Annotated in this window: 15 protein-coding genes; 13 read left to right on the top strand and 2 right to left on the bottom strand. The window is 46.8% G+C overall.

The window, feature by feature from the left end:
• The first annotated feature begins 24 nt into the window (after positions 1-24).
• Positions 25-567 carry a DUF309 domain-containing protein gene (locus tag AC0VYE_RS18440; RefSeq protein WP_475442506.1) on the top strand — a complete coding sequence of 181 codons (543 nt, stop codon included), beginning with the start codon at positions 25-27 and terminating at the stop codon, positions 565-567.
• Between the two features lie 24 nt (positions 568-591).
• Here AC0VYE_RS18440 and AC0VYE_RS18435 read toward each other — a convergent pair whose 3' ends face one another.
• Both AC0VYE_RS18435 and AC0VYE_RS18430 read right to left on the bottom strand, forming a co-directional pair.
• On the bottom strand, positions 592-1,158 hold the full coding sequence (locus AC0VYE_RS18435; RefSeq protein WP_441882522.1) for a beta-class carbonic anhydrase: 567 nt from the start codon (positions 1,156-1,158) through the stop codon (positions 592-594).
• The gene (locus AC0VYE_RS18430; protein WP_076265787.1) at positions 1,155-1,484 is read right to left on the bottom strand and encodes an iron-sulfur cluster biosynthesis family protein; all 330 of its coding nucleotides are present in this window, start codon (positions 1,482-1,484) and stop codon (positions 1,155-1,157) included. Before AC0VYE_RS18430 ends, AC0VYE_RS18435 begins: the two co-directional genes overlap by 4 nt.
• 139 nt (positions 1,485-1,623) lie before the next feature.
• Between AC0VYE_RS18430 and AC0VYE_RS18425 the strand changes: the two genes are divergently transcribed.
• The 12 genes from AC0VYE_RS18425 (at position 1,624) to hfq (ending at position 17,732) form a co-directional block, all read left to right on the top strand.
• Positions 1,624-3,138, top strand: a complete 1,515-nt coding sequence (locus tag AC0VYE_RS18425; RefSeq protein ID WP_475449636.1) for a carboxypeptidase M32 — start codon at positions 1,624-1,626, stop codon at positions 3,136-3,138.
• 157 nt (positions 3,139-3,295) lie between these two features.
• On the top strand, positions 3,296-4,306 hold the full coding sequence (locus tag AC0VYE_RS18420; protein WP_475442505.1) for an ABC transporter substrate-binding protein: 1,011 nt from the start codon (positions 3,296-3,298) through the stop codon (positions 4,304-4,306).
• 27 nt (positions 4,307-4,333) lie between these two features.
• Positions 4,334-5,131: an ABC transporter ATP-binding protein gene (locus AC0VYE_RS18415; RefSeq protein WP_076265790.1), complete on the top strand. Its 798-nt coding sequence runs from the start codon at positions 4,334-4,336 to the stop codon at positions 5,129-5,131.
• A gap of 82 nt (positions 5,132-5,213) precedes the next feature.
• On the top strand, positions 5,214-6,011 hold the full coding sequence (locus AC0VYE_RS18410; RefSeq protein ID WP_339209630.1) for an ABC transporter permease: 798 nt from the start codon (positions 5,214-5,216) through the stop codon (positions 6,009-6,011).
• 38 nt (positions 6,012-6,049) lie between these two features.
• Positions 6,050-7,018, top strand: coding sequence for an aromatic acid exporter family protein (locus AC0VYE_RS18405; protein ID WP_076265791.1), 969 nt, complete (start codon positions 6,050-6,052; stop codon positions 7,016-7,018).
• A 603-nt stretch (positions 7,019-7,621) separates the two neighbouring features.
• Positions 7,622-8,185 (top strand): outer spore coat protein CotE, encoded by a 564-nt coding sequence (locus tag AC0VYE_RS18400; RefSeq protein WP_076265792.1) that lies wholly within the window; start codon positions 7,622-7,624, stop codon positions 8,183-8,185.
• A 139-nt stretch (positions 8,186-8,324) separates the two neighbouring features.
• Positions 8,325-9,743, top strand: coding sequence for a putative amidoligase domain-containing protein (locus tag AC0VYE_RS18395; RefSeq protein ID WP_475442504.1), 1,419 nt, complete (start codon positions 8,325-8,327; stop codon positions 9,741-9,743).
• Positions 9,744-10,892: 1,149 nt separating this feature from the next.
• Positions 10,893-13,592, top strand: coding sequence for a DNA mismatch repair protein MutS (gene mutS / locus AC0VYE_RS18390; RefSeq protein ID WP_475442503.1), 2,700 nt, complete (start codon positions 10,893-10,895; stop codon positions 13,590-13,592).
• 27 nt (positions 13,593-13,619) lie between these two features.
• Positions 13,620-15,686 carry a DNA mismatch repair endonuclease MutL gene (gene mutL / locus AC0VYE_RS18385; RefSeq protein WP_475442502.1) on the top strand — a complete coding sequence of 689 codons (2,067 nt, stop codon included), beginning with the start codon at positions 13,620-13,622 and terminating at the stop codon, positions 15,684-15,686.
• Positions 15,683-16,459 (top strand): class I SAM-dependent methyltransferase, encoded by a 777-nt coding sequence (locus tag AC0VYE_RS18380; protein WP_076265796.1) that lies wholly within the window; start codon positions 15,683-15,685, stop codon positions 16,457-16,459. The genes mutL and AC0VYE_RS18380 overlap by 4 nt, the downstream gene beginning before the upstream one ends.
• Entirely contained in the window at positions 16,456-17,469 is a 1,014-nt protein-coding gene (miaA, locus tag AC0VYE_RS18375) for a tRNA (adenosine(37)-N6)-dimethylallyltransferase MiaA (protein ID WP_475442501.1), read from the top strand. The genes AC0VYE_RS18380 and miaA overlap by 4 nt, the downstream gene beginning before the upstream one ends.
• 17 nt (positions 17,470-17,486) lie before the next feature.
• Entirely contained in the window at positions 17,487-17,732 is a 246-nt protein-coding gene (gene hfq / locus AC0VYE_RS18370) for an RNA chaperone Hfq (RefSeq protein ID WP_076265797.1), read from the top strand.
• The last annotated feature ends 44 nt before the right edge of the window (positions 17,733-17,776 follow it).

The following is a 17,776-nucleotide window of genomic DNA, read 5'->3' as shown; positions in this document are numbered from 1 at the left end:
GGAACAAGTCATTTGGAGGTTTTTATGATTTCTTTTCCGAAAGCGTATATTGCTTATTTAGTGGAGTTCCATGCATCCAGAGATTATTTCGAATGTCACGAGCTTCTGGAGGAGTACTGGAAAGAGAATCCCGGTGATCGATTTGCAGATACTTGGGTCGGACTTATTCAGCTGGCTGTTGGCCTCTATCACGAGCGCAGAGGCAATGTTCGCGGTGCAGTCAAGATGCTAACGCAAGCAGACCGCAGACTGACTGCAGCACCGCTTGATGAGCTTGGTTTAGGTAAGAACAGCTTGCAGATGCAATTAAGTGCAAGATTGATTTATTTGCAGGCAGAGGATGTAACTCCCTATACAGATATTAATTTGCAAATTGTAAACGAAGACGTCATTTTATTGTGTAAGCAAATGTGTGACCAAAGAGGATTGATTTGGGGAGCTACGAGCCCATTAGATGATGATGCAATCATTCACAGGCATTCAAAGAGAGACAGATCCGATGTGATAGCAGCAAGACTTGCAGCTTATGAAGCAAAAAAACGGGAACGTAGCGGTATGATTGATTAACCGCTGTGTTCCCGTTTTATTTGTTTACAATTGAGGCGTTGCAGCGTCTACAAGCTCTAGTTCACCAGTTTCGGAATCAATAATCAATCCATGTACTAAAATATTAGCAGGCAGCAGGGGGTGATTGCGGATGATGCTTACACTGTTTAGAACACTGTCTCTGACGTTGTCGAAGCCAGTCAGCCAGCGCATCAGATTAAGACCTGAATGCTTCAAGGTTGTAATCGTCTCATTGGAGACGCCTCGCTCTTCCATATGCTGAATGATGAGTTCAGGGTTGAGACCAGTCATCCCGCAATTGCTATGGCCAACGACAAATACTTCGTCAGCTTGCAGCTCATATAAGGCGACAAGGACACTACGCATAATATTGCCAAAAGGCTGGGTTACGATAGCACCAGCGTTTTTAATGATTTTGGCATCGCCATTTTTGAGATTCATAGCTTTGGGCAGCATTTCTGTCAGCCTTGTATCCATACAAGTAACGATGACCATTCTTTTGTTTGGATATTTGCTCGTGGAATATTTCTCGTATTTCCGGTTCTCAACAAATTCTTTATTGTAATTTAAAATTTCATCAATTTTGTTCATGCTGCTCCTCCGCTTAGAAAACGAAGGTTTACCGTATAGATTTGGCTGTCGCTCTTGAGACTAAAGCTGCTTCGTTCCTCATTGTAATCAACACGCAGCTGGGGTTCATAATATATTTCATGGCGAGGTTCATAATAGAAGGGCAAAGGATCGCCTTGTGCGAGTTTGTCGTCCACCGTGGGCTCACTAATCAACTGAAGGGCAGGAACGCCGCTAACGACACAACCGCATCCTTCTGTATCATGAAGCAGTTTTAATTGGTTTTTCCCCTCTTTTAAATAAGGAGTTAACCGATCAGTAGCTGCTTTGGAAAAAATGATATGCATATGGTTTCCTCTCTTTCTATCTCTTGCACTGGATGTCTTGCAGGTTTAAGATGATTATAAGGATTGGAATAAGTAAGATCAAGTAAAGATCCCATGAATCATAATCAATGTAAAAACGAAGCAGGAAGGTGGAACAATGATGTCTACAAAACATACGGAAGCTCTGCAAAGTTTCAGAGAAACCATTCGCAAAATTTCGAGCTATGAGGAAGCACTCGGAGTTCTATATTGGGATTTGCGCACAGGCGCTCCGCGCAAAGGAATGGACAATCGTTCAGAAGTCATAGGCGTACTATCTGGCGACCATTTTAAGCTGGCTACATCACTTGAGCTTGGAGAAAATCTGTCCATTCTAGAGGATCGTTCTGTATATACAGAGCTTAGCGAAATCGATCAGCGTTTAGTTGCGGAAACTCGCAAGGAGTATGATCGCAGCATCAAAATACCACCGAAGCTCTATCAAGAATATGTGGTGTTATCCTCGCAATCCGAAAGCAAATGGGAAGAAGCGAAGGAAAACAATGATTATGCAAGCTTCCAGCCCTATTTGGAGAAGGTCATTTCCTATACGAATCAATTTATTGATCTTTGGGGACCGAAAGAGACTCGTTATGATACGCTTCTCGATCAATATGAACCGGGCATGACCGTTGCTGAACTTGACCGAGTGTTTGGCGGTTTACGCGAGCAGCTCGTACCACTAGCAGCAGCGATCGCAAACTCGCCGCATCAGCCAGATACTTCATTTCTGAAGCAAAACTATGATAAATCGTCTCAAAAAGCATTTAGTCTATACATATTGGAGCAAATGGGCTACAACTTTGAAGCAGGCAGGCTCGATGAGAGCGCTCATCCATTCGCCACAGGACTTAATCCCGGAGATGTTCGAATTACGACAAGATATTTGGAGGACGATGTAACAAGCGCATTGTTCGGTACAATTCATGAAGGCGGTCATGCGCTGTATGAGCAAAATATTATGGAAGAGCTTATCGGCACAACGCTTTGCACCGGAACTTCCATGGGTATTCACGAATCGCAATCCCGCTTCTGGGAAAATGTTATTGGCCGGAGCAGACCTTTCTGGAATCGTTATTTCGGCGAGCTTCAACAACGGTTTCCTGGTCAGCTTGATGTGAGCGTTGATCAATTTTATCGTGGGAATAATGTTGTGCAGCCATCGTTAGTTAGAATAGAAGCAGATGAGCTGACTTATAATCTGCATATCATTATCCGCTATGAGATTGAGAAGCTTATATTTAATGGCGGTGCGAAAGCTGCAGATCTTCCAGCTATCTGGAATGAAAAATACAAAGAGTATTTAGGCGTGACTCCGCAAAATGATGCAGAAGGCGTTCTCCAAGATGTTCACTGGTCAGGTGGAGCTTTTGGTTATTTCCCTTCCTATTCACTTGGCAATATGTATGCAGCACAAATCGCAGATACGATGGAGCGTGATCTACAAGGTTTCTGGGGCAGTGTAGAAAAAGGGAATTTACTGCCGATTAAGCAATGGCTTAGCGAGCGCATTTACAAATACGGCAAACTGAGAACGCCATCTGAGCTTATCCAGAGCGTTACTGGCAAACCGCTTGATCCACAGTATTTGGTTGCTTATTTAACGAAAAAATATACTGACATCTACAAGCTGTAATAAGCAGCTAAATTTAATAACAAGATGAGAAGGCTGTCCAATCGTCCAATGACGATAAAGGGCAGCCTTCTTTTTGTGCATGTATTCACCGCCCTTCGCTAAAGCGCATAGGCTGAAGTACATTTATTAAACGCATAGTTGCAGAAGGGACTCAAAAATGAAAAAACGAATGGTATTGACGATGCTGCTCGCCTCAGTGCTAGTCATGACAAGTGTACTTGCTGGATGCGGGAAAGGCGATTCAGGCAATGTGAAGATTCGTATCGGCGAAGTAACGCGCTCATTATTTTATGCACCAGAATACGTAGCTGTCGCGAAAGGCTTCTTTAAAGAGGAAGGGCTCGATGTGGAATTAACGACTACACCGGGCGGTGACAAAACGATGACGGCATTGCTCTCGAATGCGATCGACGTTGCATTGGTTGGATCGGAAACTTCCATTTATGTGTATCAGCAGGGGACGGATGATCCGATTATTAACTTTGCCCAATTGACTCAAACCGATGGTACTTTCCTTGTAGCTAGAGAGGCTGATGCAAACTTCGATTGGAATAATTTAAAAGGAAAAGTATTCCTTGGCCAAAGAAAAGGCGGAATGCCGCAGATGGCGGGGGAGTTTGCGTTAAAGAAACTTGGCATCGATCCGAAAGCGGATTTGGAGCTGATTCAAAACGTTGATTTTGCAAACATACCTGCAGCCTTCGCATCGGGTACTGGCGATTATGTCCAGCTATTTGAACCGACAGCTTCGATTTTTGAGAAGGAAGGCAAGGGGCATGTGGTAGCGTCGTTCGGTGAGGAAAGCGGTCACCTTCCTTACACGGTGTTTATGGCTAAGAAAAGCTATATCAACAAAAACAAAAAAGCTATTCAATCGTTCACGAACGCAGTTCATAAAGCGCAGCTCTGGGTTCAGGACAACAATGCAGAAGCAATTGCCGATGTAGTGCTGCCATATTTTGAAAATGTGGATCGCGATATTCTTATCAGCTCCATTGACCGTTACAAAAAACAAGGCTCCTTCGCTACAGATCCGATCATTGATGAAGGGGAATGGAACAACCTTCTTGACGTTATTACGAGCGCGGGAGAACTTCAGAAGCGTACCGAGCATAGTGAAATTGTAGATACTAGCTTTGCCGAAAAAGCAATTGAAGCAGTGAAATAACTGCCGGCATGAAATGGAGGCTTAGGCATGATGGATGTACCCGTGCTTGAGCTGCAGCAATTATCACATGTATATGTGAATGAAAAAGGAGCCTCCCTCGCGGTCGAACAAATTGAGCTGACAGTTAACCGCGGGGAGTTTATCAGCTTGGTTGGTCCTAGCGGCTGCGGCAAGACAACGGTGCTTAGTCTGTTAGCTGGCTTGTTTCCACCGACTAAGGGGCAAGTACTGCTAAATGGTGAGCGGGTTGTGGGACCTTCGCCCAAGGTAGGCTACATGCTGCAGCAAGATTATTTATTTCCATGGCGTTCTATCAAAGAAAATGCCGCAATTGGACTTGAAATAAGCGGACGCAAATCAGAAAAGGCGCTTCAAGCGGTAGATGAGCTGTTAGTTGAGCTTGGACTGCCGGAATCCGGGCGCAAATACCCTCATGAGCTATCAGGCGGGATGAGGCAGCGAGTCGCACTTGCAAGAACTTTAGCTACAGAGCCGGAAGTGCTTCTGCTCGATGAGCCTTTCTCAGCACTTGATCTTCATATCAAGCTCCAACTCGAGGACTTGGTTCATCAGACATTGAAGAGACTTGGCAAAACAGCGGTTCTTGTCACACATGATCTGGCAGAAGCTGCTGCAATGAGTGACCGTGTTATCGTGCTAGGCAGAAACCCCGGACATATTCGATGTGAAGTGGAAATACCGGAAGAGATTCGTCAAGCAACCCCGATGGCGGCTCGCAAGCTCCCAGACTTTCAACAATTGTTTGATCGCTTATGGGAGGAGCTTGATGAGGACGACATGGAAGGGGGTGGAAATGGTGGATGAACGAAGCGGGCAGGATATATTGAATAAGGACAAAACAGGTAAAGCTGCTGTATCGGGTATTCAAGAGGATCGCCTGACTTGGATGGGCGAGCTGCACACTCGGTTCAAAGAACACAAACGGCGTATTACAGCTGCGGTCATCACAACACAGTTTGTGCTGCTGCTCCTGTTTATTGGTCTATGGGAAGCAGCTGGTCGCAAAAATTGGATTGATCCCTTGCTGTTCAGCTATCCCTCCAAGATGTTTCTACAGCTTTGGAAGACGATGGCGGACGGCTCCATATGGCCCCATGTTGGCATGACCGTGACAGAAACCGTCGTAGGTTTCTTGCTCGGTACGATTTTAGGCACTGCGATTGCCGCTTTGCTATGGTGGTTCCCATTTCTATCTCGTGTATTCGATCCTTATTTGGTCGTACTCAATAGTATGCCAAAAGTGGCGCTTGGACCTATTTTTATCGTTGGGCTTGGACCAGGCTTTATGTCGATCGTTGCCATTACGCTATCGATCACTGTCATTATAACGATATTGAACATTTATAATCGATTTCGTGAGATTGACACCGGTTATATTAAGGTCGTAAGGCTGTTTGGTGCTTCTAGACTGCAATTATTCAAGCTAGTCATTTTGCCGGGTTCCTTTCCTGTCATTATTTCAACGTTGAAAGTTAATGTCGGGCTAGCTTGGATCGGCGTCATCGTTGGTGAGTTTCTCGTCGCAAAGCTAGGTTTAGGTTATTTAATCATATATGGCTTCCAAGTCTTCAATTTCACACTAGTGCTATCAAGCTTGATTGTGATCGCTGTAGTCGCTACGGTTATGTATCAATTAGTTGCAATGCTGGAGAGAAAGTTGACTGAGGGTTGGCGCGAGCGGTAGGATGTAGAAATAAATCCTACTTAACGCGAGGTTATTTCATGGGCATTCGTATTATTAAAACGGCGTTGGCCGCCATTGCAGCCATTTATACCGCAGTCTATCTCGGATTGGAGCCGCCGCTTGGCGCCGGCATTCTTGCCATACTTGGCGTTGAAGTGACGAGGATGAAAGGGATTAAGAGCGCATTTGTGCGATTTATCGCTTCTGTGCTCGGACTTTTTTTTGCTTCGCTTATCTTTACTGTATTTGGTTTTCACATTTGGGCAGTTGCTATATTCATTCTCATTACTTTTCCAATATTGTCGCGCTTCCAATTGAAGGATGGCATCGTTACAAGCTCGGTTATCGTATTCCACCTTTTCAATCGGGCAGAGGTGACAACCGACATTATTGGAAACGAAATTATGCTCTTATTTGCAGGTTTGGGATGGGCAACCATCGTGAACATCATTTATATGCCTAAGGATGAGCATCAACTTAGCTTCTTTCGTTCTTCAATTGAGCAAAACTTTGCCGTCATCTTTCAAGAAATGTCGCTGACGCTGCGCGATCCATCGCATATATGGAATGGCGGCGAAATTTTGGAAGCCTATAACGCGATTGAGGAAGGAGCCCAGCGCTCCGTTCGCAATCGCGAAAATCGGCTTTGGGGCCAAGAGCAATATTGGTCCACTTATTTTGAAATGAGACGTCAGCAGCTTGAATCCATCCAGCAAATGATGGTTAAGCTTGCTTTCGTATATGAAAAGTTTCCTCAAGCGATTATGATCGCAGATTTGTTTGATCAGCTGTCTAGCGATGTGAAATCAGATGTTTATAAAGGCAGCGTTGGAGAACGGCTGCTAGAGCTGTCTCGATTATTTCAAGCGATGGAGCTGCCAAAAACAAGAGACGAGTTCGAGGTTCGCGCTTCGCTGCTCATGCTTTTAAGAGAACTTGAACGGTATTTAGGCATCGCGAAGCGATTAAAAAAAAGAAAAGTCATGACGTCCGAACTTCGACCATAGAATGTAAAGGGAAAAATTCGTTGCGAGGCAAGCGTAAATAGCTGTGGCGACATTCGTAGACATAGCTATTGTACCGCCTAGAAATTCAAATGCGATTATGGCGTAATAATGTAATTGCATGAATTTCTGGCGTATGCGGCTGTGGCGGCATTCGTAGACATAGCTATCGTATCACGTTGAAATACGAGTGGCTTATAGGTTTTAAGCTATAACCGCTTGAATTTCTAGCGTAAACGGCTGTGGCGACATTGGCAAACCTAACTATCGTTTTGCGCACATATGCGAGCGTGATTGTAGAGATAAAAGCTATAATCGCATGCATATCAATCGCAAGCAGTTCTGCAAGCCATTTCGGCACAGCATACGTTTAGCTGAGAAATATAAGCATCGTTATAAGTGTGGCACTTATGTATTCTTATATTTCAAGCGTAACGGCTATTTCCGGGCGTCAGGCGGCTCTAGCATCCGTTCCGCAGTGATCTATATGGATCGCTATAAGTATAAAACTTATATAATCTTATATTTCGAGAAAATAAACAGTCACCCTAGACGAATGTCCTGCATACACTTTAAATGAATGATTGTATGGAGGAGGTTAAATCAATGACTATTGCAGATAAACAGCTACAATACAGAGAAATAATTACGAAAGCTGTCTGCGGCAAAGGTCGTAAGTTTTCCACTGTAACCCATACCGTAACGCCGCCTCATAATCCAACCAGTATTCTGGGAGCATGGATCATCAACCATCAGTATGAAGCGGTTCGTTCGGGCGACGGCATTGAGGTAATTGGTACTTACGATATCAACATTTGGTATTCGTACAGCAAAAACTCGCAAACAGACGTAGCTAAGGAATCCGTGCATTACGTCGAGCATGTCAATCTATCCTATGTAGACCCGAAACATCGGCCTTCTACGGTGGAAGTGTCAGCCGAGGTAGTTCAGGAGCCAAACTGTATCGAAGCGAATATTTCTTCGAATGGTTCAGGCGTCGTGATTCGTGTAGAGCGTGAGTTTTCGGTAGAGCTAGTCGCCGAGACTAAGGTTTGTGTAGCGGTTCTTCCAGGCGGTTGCGACGACCTGGACGGCAAGGATTTGGAGTTCAGCCTCGGCGATAATGATTATGAGGATTTGGATCCAGATCTGCTGGACGATGAGTTGTAAGCAAGCCGGGAAGCTTTGCTGTCAAGGTATCATATGCTGCGCGAGCGGTAAATTCGAGGGCGAAAGCCCTCTTTTTTTTTGAAATTATAAAAAAAGCGAAAATTTATGTATACATCCCTAGTTTAAAGGCGGGAAAGCAATGGCTTCGACGTGGATATGGCGGGGCAGCTACGATCGGCTGGAGAAAATTACATACGAAGCCAACGAGCAGCATACCTCAGGCGAGCGCAATGGGCAGCCGCTGCATGCCGAGCACTGGTCAGCAGTGAGAGCAGGGGATGCTGTGCTCGCATGGTCAGACGCCCGCACAATCGATAGCAGCCGTTTCACAGGGATGTGGATTCTTAATGTCAACGGTCACATTGCCACAAATCTGCTTGATTCGGAGAAACAGCGCATTTGGCGCCGAGCTGGCTTGTGCGGCGGTCCTGCTATTCAGAGTGAACGATTGTATCGCATCAGCGTCGTCCATTTGGAGCCCGTCGAAATGCTGCGAATTGATGCATCGGGGAAAGTGATGCCGTATAAGTCATTGCTGCCAATCAGCGGCGGTTGGCCTGATGATCCAGCGCTGCGAAGAGTGGCGCGTACCGCTGTAGCGGCACTATATGCACTTGGCCTCGATATTGGCGAGGCCGAGGTGTGGCTTGGCGGGGACGGGCGAACAGCCGTCCGTGATGCTTGGCCGAAGCTGAGGGACACGAGGCTGGAGGCTGCTTCGCTAAGGCGATTCGCCGCGTGGCATGCCGCGGCGAGAGCGGAGACTGTGGATCAGCAGCTGCTTATTGGCGCCGATCCTGAGTTTGTGCTTGTGACGCCAGCGGGGAAGATCGCGTCGGCGTCACGGTTTTTTGGAGCTGGCGTCGGCGGGGCAGCCGGTGCCGACGCCTTGCTCGTAGGGCGACGGCTGCTGTATCCCGTCGCCGAGCTGCGGCCCGAGCCGGCCGATAGCCCGGCCGCGCTTGCCGCGAATGTGCGGCGGCTGCTGCTGCGCGCCGCCGATCGCATCAGCGACCCGGCGCTGCGCTGGGCCGCTGGAGCTATGCCCGTGCCGGGGCTTGCGCTCGGCGGGCACATTCATCTTAGCGGAGCGCCGCTGACGAGTCGCTTGCTCCGCTTACTGGACAGCTACGCGGCATTCCCGCTCGCACTTGTCGAGGACCCCGCAGGACGGGCCCGCCGTCCAAGGTATGGAACCCTTGGAGACTTCCGTCTGCAGCCGCATGGCGGGTTCGAATACCGCACGCTGCCGAGCTGGCTTGTATCGCCTGCGGCAGCCAAAGCCTCCTTCGCGCTCGCGCTTATATGCGCCCGTGAAGAACAAAATCTATCCTACATGCCGTCCCTACAGGAGCGTTATGTAGCAGCATATTATTCCGGCGACCGCGCAGAACTAGCGTTCTGCTTGGATGGCCTCGTTTCAGCACTCGCGGCTACAGCAAGCTACTCTGAGCTCGCACCATACATCGAGCCATTGTTTGATGCCGCAAGAAAAGGCAAGACCTGGGATGAAAGCACAGATATACGTGTCAAATGGAGACTGCGATTAAGAAGATAGACGTAGTGAAGTTGCATCTATAAGTCGCTTTAGTTTGAGTTGTTGCTTCTGAGTGTGTTAATTAACTCGTCGGTACACGCTGCACTTGTCTTTTATTATGTGTTATTTACTGTTGCTGCAAGAAGAGGTTCGAAAGGGGAGTTGAGCTCCATATTGAACAGCGTATGAAGCGAATGTGTCGGCTTGCGATAACATTGGTATGTTCCTAACGGACATACGATCCGCTATTTTGGAGAATCGAGCACAAATTTGAATCTAACGGACATACATTCCGCTATTTGCGCAAAAGAGAGCAAAAAACTAGCTCCAGGAGCCAAATAAGGGATTCTATGTCCGTTAGCAAAGCGTAAACAGGCAAAATGAGCATAATAGCGTATCTGATGTCCGTTAGCTCATCGCAAAAGTCACCTCAAACCTTCTAACAGACATACATTCCGCTAGTTGAGCAAAAGTGAGCTAAAAACGGACTAATGGAGTCAAATAAGGGATTCTATGTCCGTTAGTAATGCGTAAACTGGCAAAATGAGCATAATAGCTTATCTGATGTCCGTTAGCTCATCGCAATAGTCACAACACACATCCTAACGGACATACGATCCGCTATTTTGGGGAATCGTGAACAAATTTGAACCTAACGGACATACATTCCGCTATTTGAGCAAAAGGGAACTATAAACTAGCTCACAGAGCTAAACAAGGGCTTCTATGTCCGTTAGTAATGCGTATAAAGGAAAAATGAGCATAATAGCGTATCTAGTGTCCGTTAAACCTACTCCTTTCTCCCACCTCACAAGTTACCTCATCTCTATACAGTTACAAATTTTTATCATTCCGCTCCGAAGTCAGCTAACAAATACAATGCTACTAGTAACCATCAACAAACCCCGCTCCCATGAAGTCTCACTTTTAAATAGCTCCCAGCAGTTAACTCCCACAACCCTCCACCAAACCGCCTCCCACAAAACAAACAAAACCACCAACAAGCCGTTTCACTTATGGCGCACATCTGTTCCGCTTGTTATAATGAATATCTACTGTTTACTGCATGGGCGCAAAAGGATTATATTCTCGCACGCATGTAATTAACGATATTAATTATTTGAGCATATACGGAGCAGCATGCTGCCTACGTTTTTGAGGAGGATCGGAATGGCTGGATATACTCCAATGATTTTGCAATACCTAGCTATAAAAGAAGAGGCGAAAGACGCTTTTTTATTTTTTCGATTAGGCGATTTTTATGAAATGTTTTTTGATGATGCAATAGCCGCTTCGCGCGAGCTAGAAATTACGCTGACAGGCCGAGAGGGCGGCGGCGAGCAAAAAATACCGATGTGCGGTGTACCCTATCATTCCGCTGAAAATTATATTAGCAGACTAGTGGACAAAGGCTACAAGGTAGCCATATGCGAGCAGGTCGAAGATCCGGCAGCAGCAAAGGGAGTTGTCCGCCGCGAAATTGTTCGGATCATTACACCCGGAACCGTTATGGAATCGAAGGCGCTTGACGGAAATACGAACAACTTTATTGCTGCGATCGTTCGCTCCCAAGGCTTGTTCGGGCTTTCGGCTTGTGATTTATCGACAGGTGAGCTTTATGTAACCTCTTTCCAAGAGCATGTCGAAGCGCTGATTGATGAAATCAATGTTTATCAGCCATCGGAGCTGGTCGGGGACAAGGAATTGCTTGATCGTGTTCAGGCTGCAGCCGTGTGGAATAAGCAGCTGCTGCTAACGGCCCGCGAGCCCATGGATGCGGACAAGCTTGCTGAGCAGTTCGGAGAGCAGGAGCTTGCCAAAATATCTGGAGCACGGCTGCTGGCGGTAAGTGTACTTACGGGTTATTTGGACGAGACGCAAAAACGCTCGCTTGGACATGTACGTTCGATAACGAGCTATGAGCCGAATCAGTATATGATTTTGGATCACTATACACGTAGAAATTTGGAGCTAACCGAGACGGTCCGCGATCGCAACAAGAAGGGCTCGCTTTTATGGCTGCTTGATCGTACACAAACGTCAATGGGAGCGCGGCTTCTGCGCCGCTGGATCGACAAACCGTTATTAAACAGCGCTGCCGTTGAAGCTCGTTTGGATGCAGTGGAGACCTTATACCTTAATTTAATTTTGAGAGATGACATACGCTCAGAGCTTCAGCCTATTTACGATCTTGAACGGCTTGTCGGCAGAGTAGCTTTTGGCAGCGCAAACGGGCGCGACTTAAATGCACTTCGCAGTTCGCTTCGTCGCATTCCGCAGTTGACTGCTTTGTGTGAACAGTCTGGCTCAGAAGTCCTTAAAGCACTTGTGGACGGAACAGACAATTGCTCCGATTTAGCTGATCTGATTGAAACCGTGTTAGTCGACGATCCTCCAGTTACCATTAGAGAAGGCGGACTGATCCGAGCTGGCTATGATGACTATTTGGATCAGCTGCGCGAGGCAAGCACGAACGGGAAAAAATGGCTGGCTGAGCTCGAGCGTCAAGAGCGCGAGGCAACAGGCATTAAAAATTTAAAAATCGGCTATAACCGCATTTTTGGCTATTACTTAGAAGTTTCTAAAGCAAATTTATCAAGCTTGCCTGAAGGCAGATATGAGCGCAAGCAAACTTTGGCTAATGCAGAGCGATTTGTAACTCCTGAGCTCAAAGAGAAGGAGCGGCTGATTCTCGAAGCAGAGGATAAAATGGTCGATCTGGAGTATGAGCGTTTCATCGAGCTGCGTGATCATTTATCGCAACACCTTCATCGGCTGCAGAAGGCCGCTGCCATTATCGCTGAGCTTGATGTTTACCAATCGCTGGCGATGGTCAGTGCTGAACGTCGGTTTTCACGTCCGCGCGTGACTGAGAATTATGATCTGCACATAGAGGATGGAAAACATCCAGTCGTAGAGGCGATGATGGATGGTACGCCATTTATTTCTAATGGTACTGCGCTCCATAAGGACGAGCAGTGGATGCTCCTGATCACAGGGCCTAATATGGCTGGTAAAAGCACATACATGCGCCAAGTCGCACTCATTTGCATCATGGCTCAGATGGGCTGTTTTGTTCCTGCTAAGTCAGCGGTTATTCCGTTAATTGATCGCATTTTTACACGAATCGGTGCGGCTGACGATCTTATCGGCGGGCAAAGCACCTTCATGGTTGAGATGAAGGATATCCAGCTAATGACGGAGAAAGCAACGGCGAACAGCCTTGTTATCATTGATGAGCTGGGCAGAGGCACCTCAACGGGTGAAGGAATGGCAATCGCACAAGCGGTTATTGAGTACGTCCACCATCATATTGGATGCAAAGCACTGGTATCCACGCATTTCCATGAGCTGGCGCATCTCGAGGAATCTTTGCCATCTTTGACTAACGCACGTATGGCGGTTGAGGAAAGCGGCGATAATGTAACGTTTCTACGAAAGCTGATTCCAGGTGCAGCAAGCACTAGTTACGGAATTTACTGTGCACAGCTTGCTGGATTGCCGCAATCGATCATTGGACGAGCGTATGAGCTGCTAGATGAGACAATAGCGCATGAAGCTCCAAAAGCAACAGCTGGCATTGAAAGTGCTGTTTCTAGCAATCGTTTCACTTACCCAGTACCGGAGGACTCTTCAGTGTTTTCCAATACTAGCACTCGCAATGAGCGAGTTAAGGAAACTAGTGCAATGGTACAGCTATCGATTTTTGATGAGCCAGCAGCTGCTGTGGAAGCAGAGCCCGTGCGGAAGAAAGCGAATCCGAAAGCGGAGCAGCTTGCGGATCAATTGCGCAAGCTCGATTTGTTTAATTTGACGCCAATGCAAGCTATGCAGTGGCTTAACGATATGAAATCGAAATTAAATGACTAGTTTCGTGAAAGGGGGAACAGCAACGTCATGGCAAAAATTAATATATTGGACGAGCAGCTAGCCAACCAAATAGCCGCAGGAGAAGTGGTAGAGCGGCCTGCTTCAGTCGTCAAAGAGCTTGTTGAGAATGCGGTAGACGCTGGCAGTACAACGGTCGATATTATGATTGAAGAGGGCGGCTTATCGCTTATAAAGGTCATCGACAACGGCTACGGCATAGAGGCAGCCGATATCGTAACTGCATTTCAGCGACATGCGACGAGCAAAATCTCTACAGCAAGCGACTTGTTCCGTATTGCGAGCCTCGGCTTTCGCGGAGAAGCGCTGCCGAGTATTGCAGCTGTTTCGAGGCTGCAGTGCACCTCTTCGGAAACGTCGACAGGACTTGCTCGCCGGATTGTGATAGAGGGCGGCAAGGTTACCATAGATGAACCAGCAAATGCGCCGCAGGGCACGGAAATGACCGTGCGGGATTTATTTTACAATACACCTGCGCGCCTTAAATATATGAAGGCAATTCAGACGGAGCTTGGACATATTTCCGACTATATTAACCGCATCGCACTTGCTCATCCGGGCATTGCATTTACGTTCAAGCATAACGGAAATGTACTGCTTCGTACGCTAGGAACCGGCGATCGACTTCAGGTTATTGCGGCCGTTTATGGCTCAAATACGGCGAAGGTGATGCTCAAGATCGAAGCAGAAACTTCAGATTACGAACTAAGCGGTTATATCTCGAAGCCGGAACTCACGCGTGCGAATCGAAATGGGATTACTGCAATCGTTAATGGACGTTACATTCGCAGTCATACGATTAATCAGTCTTTGCTGCAGGCTTATCATACGCTGCTGCCGATCAATCGCTTTCCGCTTGCGATATTAGAAATAGGAATGCATCCAAGCTTGCTCGACGTAAACGTTCATCCATCCAAAATGGAGGTAAGGTTCAGTAAAGAACCAGAGCTTCGTACGATGATAGAGGATGCGATTAAAGCGGTGTTAGGTCGCCAGCGGCATATACCCGGCCCAGAATCAAGCAATAAGCTGGAGCGTTCAAAACCGTTGTTCGTTCAAGATGCGATTTCTTTCCATCGCCCTGAGCCCATGGCGGAATCGTTTAAGCCTTACCAACCAACAGCGACAAATAAGACATCATCGACGCCTTACAAGCCGCCGGTTATTGATCGGGAGTATGTTCCTAGGAATGCGGCAGAGAAGCTTTATGCTCCTCCTCCAACGTTTCCTATTGACAACTTTACCGTCCGTGAAGCTCCCGCGCATATGGAGCAGGAGTCTAATCTAAAATCACTTGAAACAGCCTTAGACTCTGCTTCGTTACAGAACGCTGCTCAAGAAGCCGCTGTGACCCTTGAATTCGCTGAGGCTCGAGCTTACCAGGCGGATGTGCCGCAAGAGAACCCTTTTGATCAGGCGCAGGCGCCAGTAGTTCAAGCCATGATCGCTGAGCTGCCATCAGAAGAAGAAACAGTTGAGGATCAACCATCCTTTCCTGAACTTCACTGGATTGGACAGCACCACGGCACCTACATCGTAGCGCAATCAGAGGATGGTCTTTATTTAATCGATCAGCATGCTGCGCATGAACGGATCAATTATGAATATTTCTTTCAAAAATTCGGAAATCCTGAGGCAGCTAGCCAACAATTGCTTGTTCCGTTGACGCTTGAATTTACAGCAGGAGAAGCGATGCAATTAAAGGACCTTATTCCTATGTTCTCGCAAGCAGGCGTGGAGCTGGAGTCCTTCGGTCCTCAAACGTTTCTCGTTCGTTCCTACCCGGAATGGATGCCTCAAGGCGAGGAGCAATCCTTGCTTGAGGAAATGGCAGAACTGCTCATCTCCGAGCGAAAAACGATTGATATTGGAAAGCTTAGGGAAAAGGCGGCCATTATGTGCGCATGCAAAGCCTCCATTAAAGCAAATGATCGAATGAACCGTGAGGAAGGCGAGACACTCTTGACAAGACTTGCAAGCTGCAAACAGCCCTATACTTGTCCGCATGGCCGTCCAATCATCGTGCATCTATCGACCTATCAGCTCGAAAAAATGTTCAAGCGGGTGATGTCTTGATTGTTACAACGACGGCTAAGCCTTCAGAACGAGCTTTGGAGCAAGCAAGCCGGCTTTCTGAAGAGCTAGCCGCTTCGCTCAAAACACGCGGCAACTTAACAGTTAACAAACTATTATCGTTAAGCAATGATAGTCAGTTAATCGTCGTAACCGAAGAAGAGGTTCGTTATTATGACGGACAATCAGAGACGCCGCTTTATTTTCACCCCAGCATGGCATATGTACGGGTAAAACGGCTGCGGCGCGGTGAAACTGATCCACTTATCCAGCTTTCGGGATGTTTGGAAGGGGATCAAATTATTGATTGCACAGCAGGCCTTGCTTCGGATTCCCTTGTGTTCTCATATGCCTCTGGTCCTAAAGGAGCTGTTACCGCTATTGAGAGCGAGCCCATCTTATGCGCTATCGTTCGAGAGGGTCTAGCTGGTTATGAAACAAGCCTTCCTGATGTGAATGAGGCAATGAGACGTATTGACATGAAGTGCATGAATCATTTGGAATACTTAAAAGGATTGCCTGACAATAGTGTAGATATCGTTTATTTTGACCCTATGTTCCGGAAACCGATTAACGAATCCAGCTCGATGGAGCCGCTTCGGGGCATTGCAAATATGGACGCTTTGTCGGATGAAGTGATTGAGCAAGCGAAGCGTGTAGCAAGAAAAAGCGTAGTTCTAAAGGAGCATCAAGCTAGCGGTGAATTTGCAAGACTCGGATTTGAACGCAAGCATGTGAATACTTCGAAAATTGCATATGGAGTGATAAAGCTTTGAGTGAAGAAATAAACAATACGCAGTTAGATCAAGAAGGGCATCCGAATCGCAAGCAGCCTTTACTAGTCCTCATTGGTCCTACAGCTGTAGGCAAGACACGAATGAGTTTAGATATTGCAAAAGCCTGGAATGCGGAGATCATCTCGGGCGATTCCATGCAGGTTTATCGCGGCATGGATATTGGTACTGCCAAAATCGGACTTGAAGAGCGTGAAGGCATTCCTCATCACCTTATCGACATTTGTGAGCCGGATGAAGCGTATTCCGCTGCTGATTTTCAAGCTGGAGCAACGAAAGCGATCGCGGAAATATCGGAGCGAGGAAAGCTGCCGTTTATCGTTGGAGGTACTGGCTTATATGTGGAGTCCGTTTGTTATCAGTTTCAGTTTGCTGAAATTGGTTCAGATGCTGCATTCCGGCAAGAGCAAGAGCATTATGCGGCTGAATTTGGCGCAGAAGCTTTGCATGCGCGCTTAGCTGCTATCGACCCTCAAGCAGGGCAGAGATTGCATCCAAATGACATGCGCCGCGTCATCCGTGCGCTGGAAGTTTTTCACATGACTGGACAAACCTTCTCTGATCAGCAGGCCGGCCAAACTAAGGTATCTCCATATGAGCTTTGCATCATCGGTTTGACTATGGACCGTGCGGAGTTGTATCGTAGAATAGAGCTGCGGATAGATGAGATGATGAAGCTAGGTTTAGTAGATGAGGTGAGGCGACTACTTGAGAGAGATTTGCCGCCTGCAGCGGTTGCTATGCAGGGTCTTGGCTACAAAGAGATTGCACAATATTTACAGGGAGAATGCTCATTGGAAGCAGCGGTAGAGCTACTGAAAAGAGATACGAGAAGGTTTGCAAAACGCCAGCTTTCCTGGTTCCGTCATATGAAAGACATTCATTGGATTGATATGGGGGAAAATTTTCACAACAATTTGCAATCTGTTCATGATATAATAGCAGGAAAGTTTCAAGTTAATCTTGAATATACTTCTAATCAATCTTTTTAAGACGGGGGTAACGTCCAATGAACAAATCGATCAATATTCAAGATACGTTCCTGAATCAGCTTCGCAAAGACAACATACCGGTTACGGTTTTTTTAATGAATGGCTTCCAAATTCGGGGCGTTATTAAAGCGTTCGATAATTTTACGATTATCATCGACAGCGAAGGTCGTCAGCAAATGGTATACAAACATGCTATTTCGACGTTCACCCCGCAGCGGAATGTTTCTCTTATGCAGCAGGATCATAACAGTTCCGATTCATAGGCTTAATCAGTTAGTGAAACTTTCTTATAACGTGTCTCGTTTAA

Source organism: Pristimantibacillus sp. Z349TD_6, assembly GCF_056173205.1.
Note: the sequence above shows the minus strand (reverse complement) of the source record. Positions and strands in the feature narration are given on the sequence as shown.

What these genes read in the sequence shown, in the direction of transcription:
- AC0VYE_RS18435 (WP_441882522.1), bottom strand. Translation starts at nt 1,158, where the DNA reads ATGAACAAAATTGATGAAATTTTAAATTACAATAAAGAATTTGTTGAG.
- mutS (WP_475442503.1), top strand. Translation starts at nt 10,893, where the DNA reads ATGGCTGGATATACTCCAATGATTTTGCAATACCTAGCTATAAAAGAA.
- AC0VYE_RS18410 (WP_339209630.1), top strand. Translation starts at nt 5,214, where the DNA reads ATGGGCGAGCTGCACACTCGGTTCAAAGAACACAAACGGCGTATTACA.
- AC0VYE_RS18420 (WP_475442505.1), top strand. Translation starts at nt 3,296, where the DNA reads ATGAAAAAACGAATGGTATTGACGATGCTGCTCGCCTCAGTGCTAGTC.
- AC0VYE_RS18395 (WP_475442504.1), top strand. Translation starts at nt 8,325, where the DNA reads ATGGCTTCGACGTGGATATGGCGGGGCAGCTACGATCGGCTGGAGAAA.
- AC0VYE_RS18425 (WP_475449636.1), top strand. Translation starts at nt 1,624, where the DNA reads ATGTCTACAAAACATACGGAAGCTCTGCAAAGTTTCAGAGAAACCATT.
- AC0VYE_RS18405 (WP_076265791.1), top strand. Translation starts at nt 6,050, where the DNA reads ATGGGCATTCGTATTATTAAAACGGCGTTGGCCGCCATTGCAGCCATT.
- AC0VYE_RS18415 (WP_076265790.1), top strand. Translation starts at nt 4,334, where the DNA reads ATGATGGATGTACCCGTGCTTGAGCTGCAGCAATTATCACATGTATAT.
- AC0VYE_RS18440 (WP_475442506.1), top strand. Translation starts at nt 25, where the DNA reads ATGATTTCTTTTCCGAAAGCGTATATTGCTTATTTAGTGGAGTTCCAT.
- hfq (WP_076265797.1), top strand. Translation starts at nt 17,487, where the DNA reads ATGAACAAATCGATCAATATTCAAGATACGTTCCTGAATCAGCTTCGC.
- AC0VYE_RS18400 (WP_076265792.1), top strand. Translation starts at nt 7,622, where the DNA reads ATGACTATTGCAGATAAACAGCTACAATACAGAGAAATAATTACGAAA.
- mutL (WP_475442502.1), top strand. Translation starts at nt 13,620, where the DNA reads ATGGCAAAAATTAATATATTGGACGAGCAGCTAGCCAACCAAATAGCC.
- AC0VYE_RS18430 (WP_076265787.1), bottom strand. Translation starts at nt 1,484, where the DNA reads ATGCATATCATTTTTTCCAAAGCAGCTACTGATCGGTTAACTCCTTAT.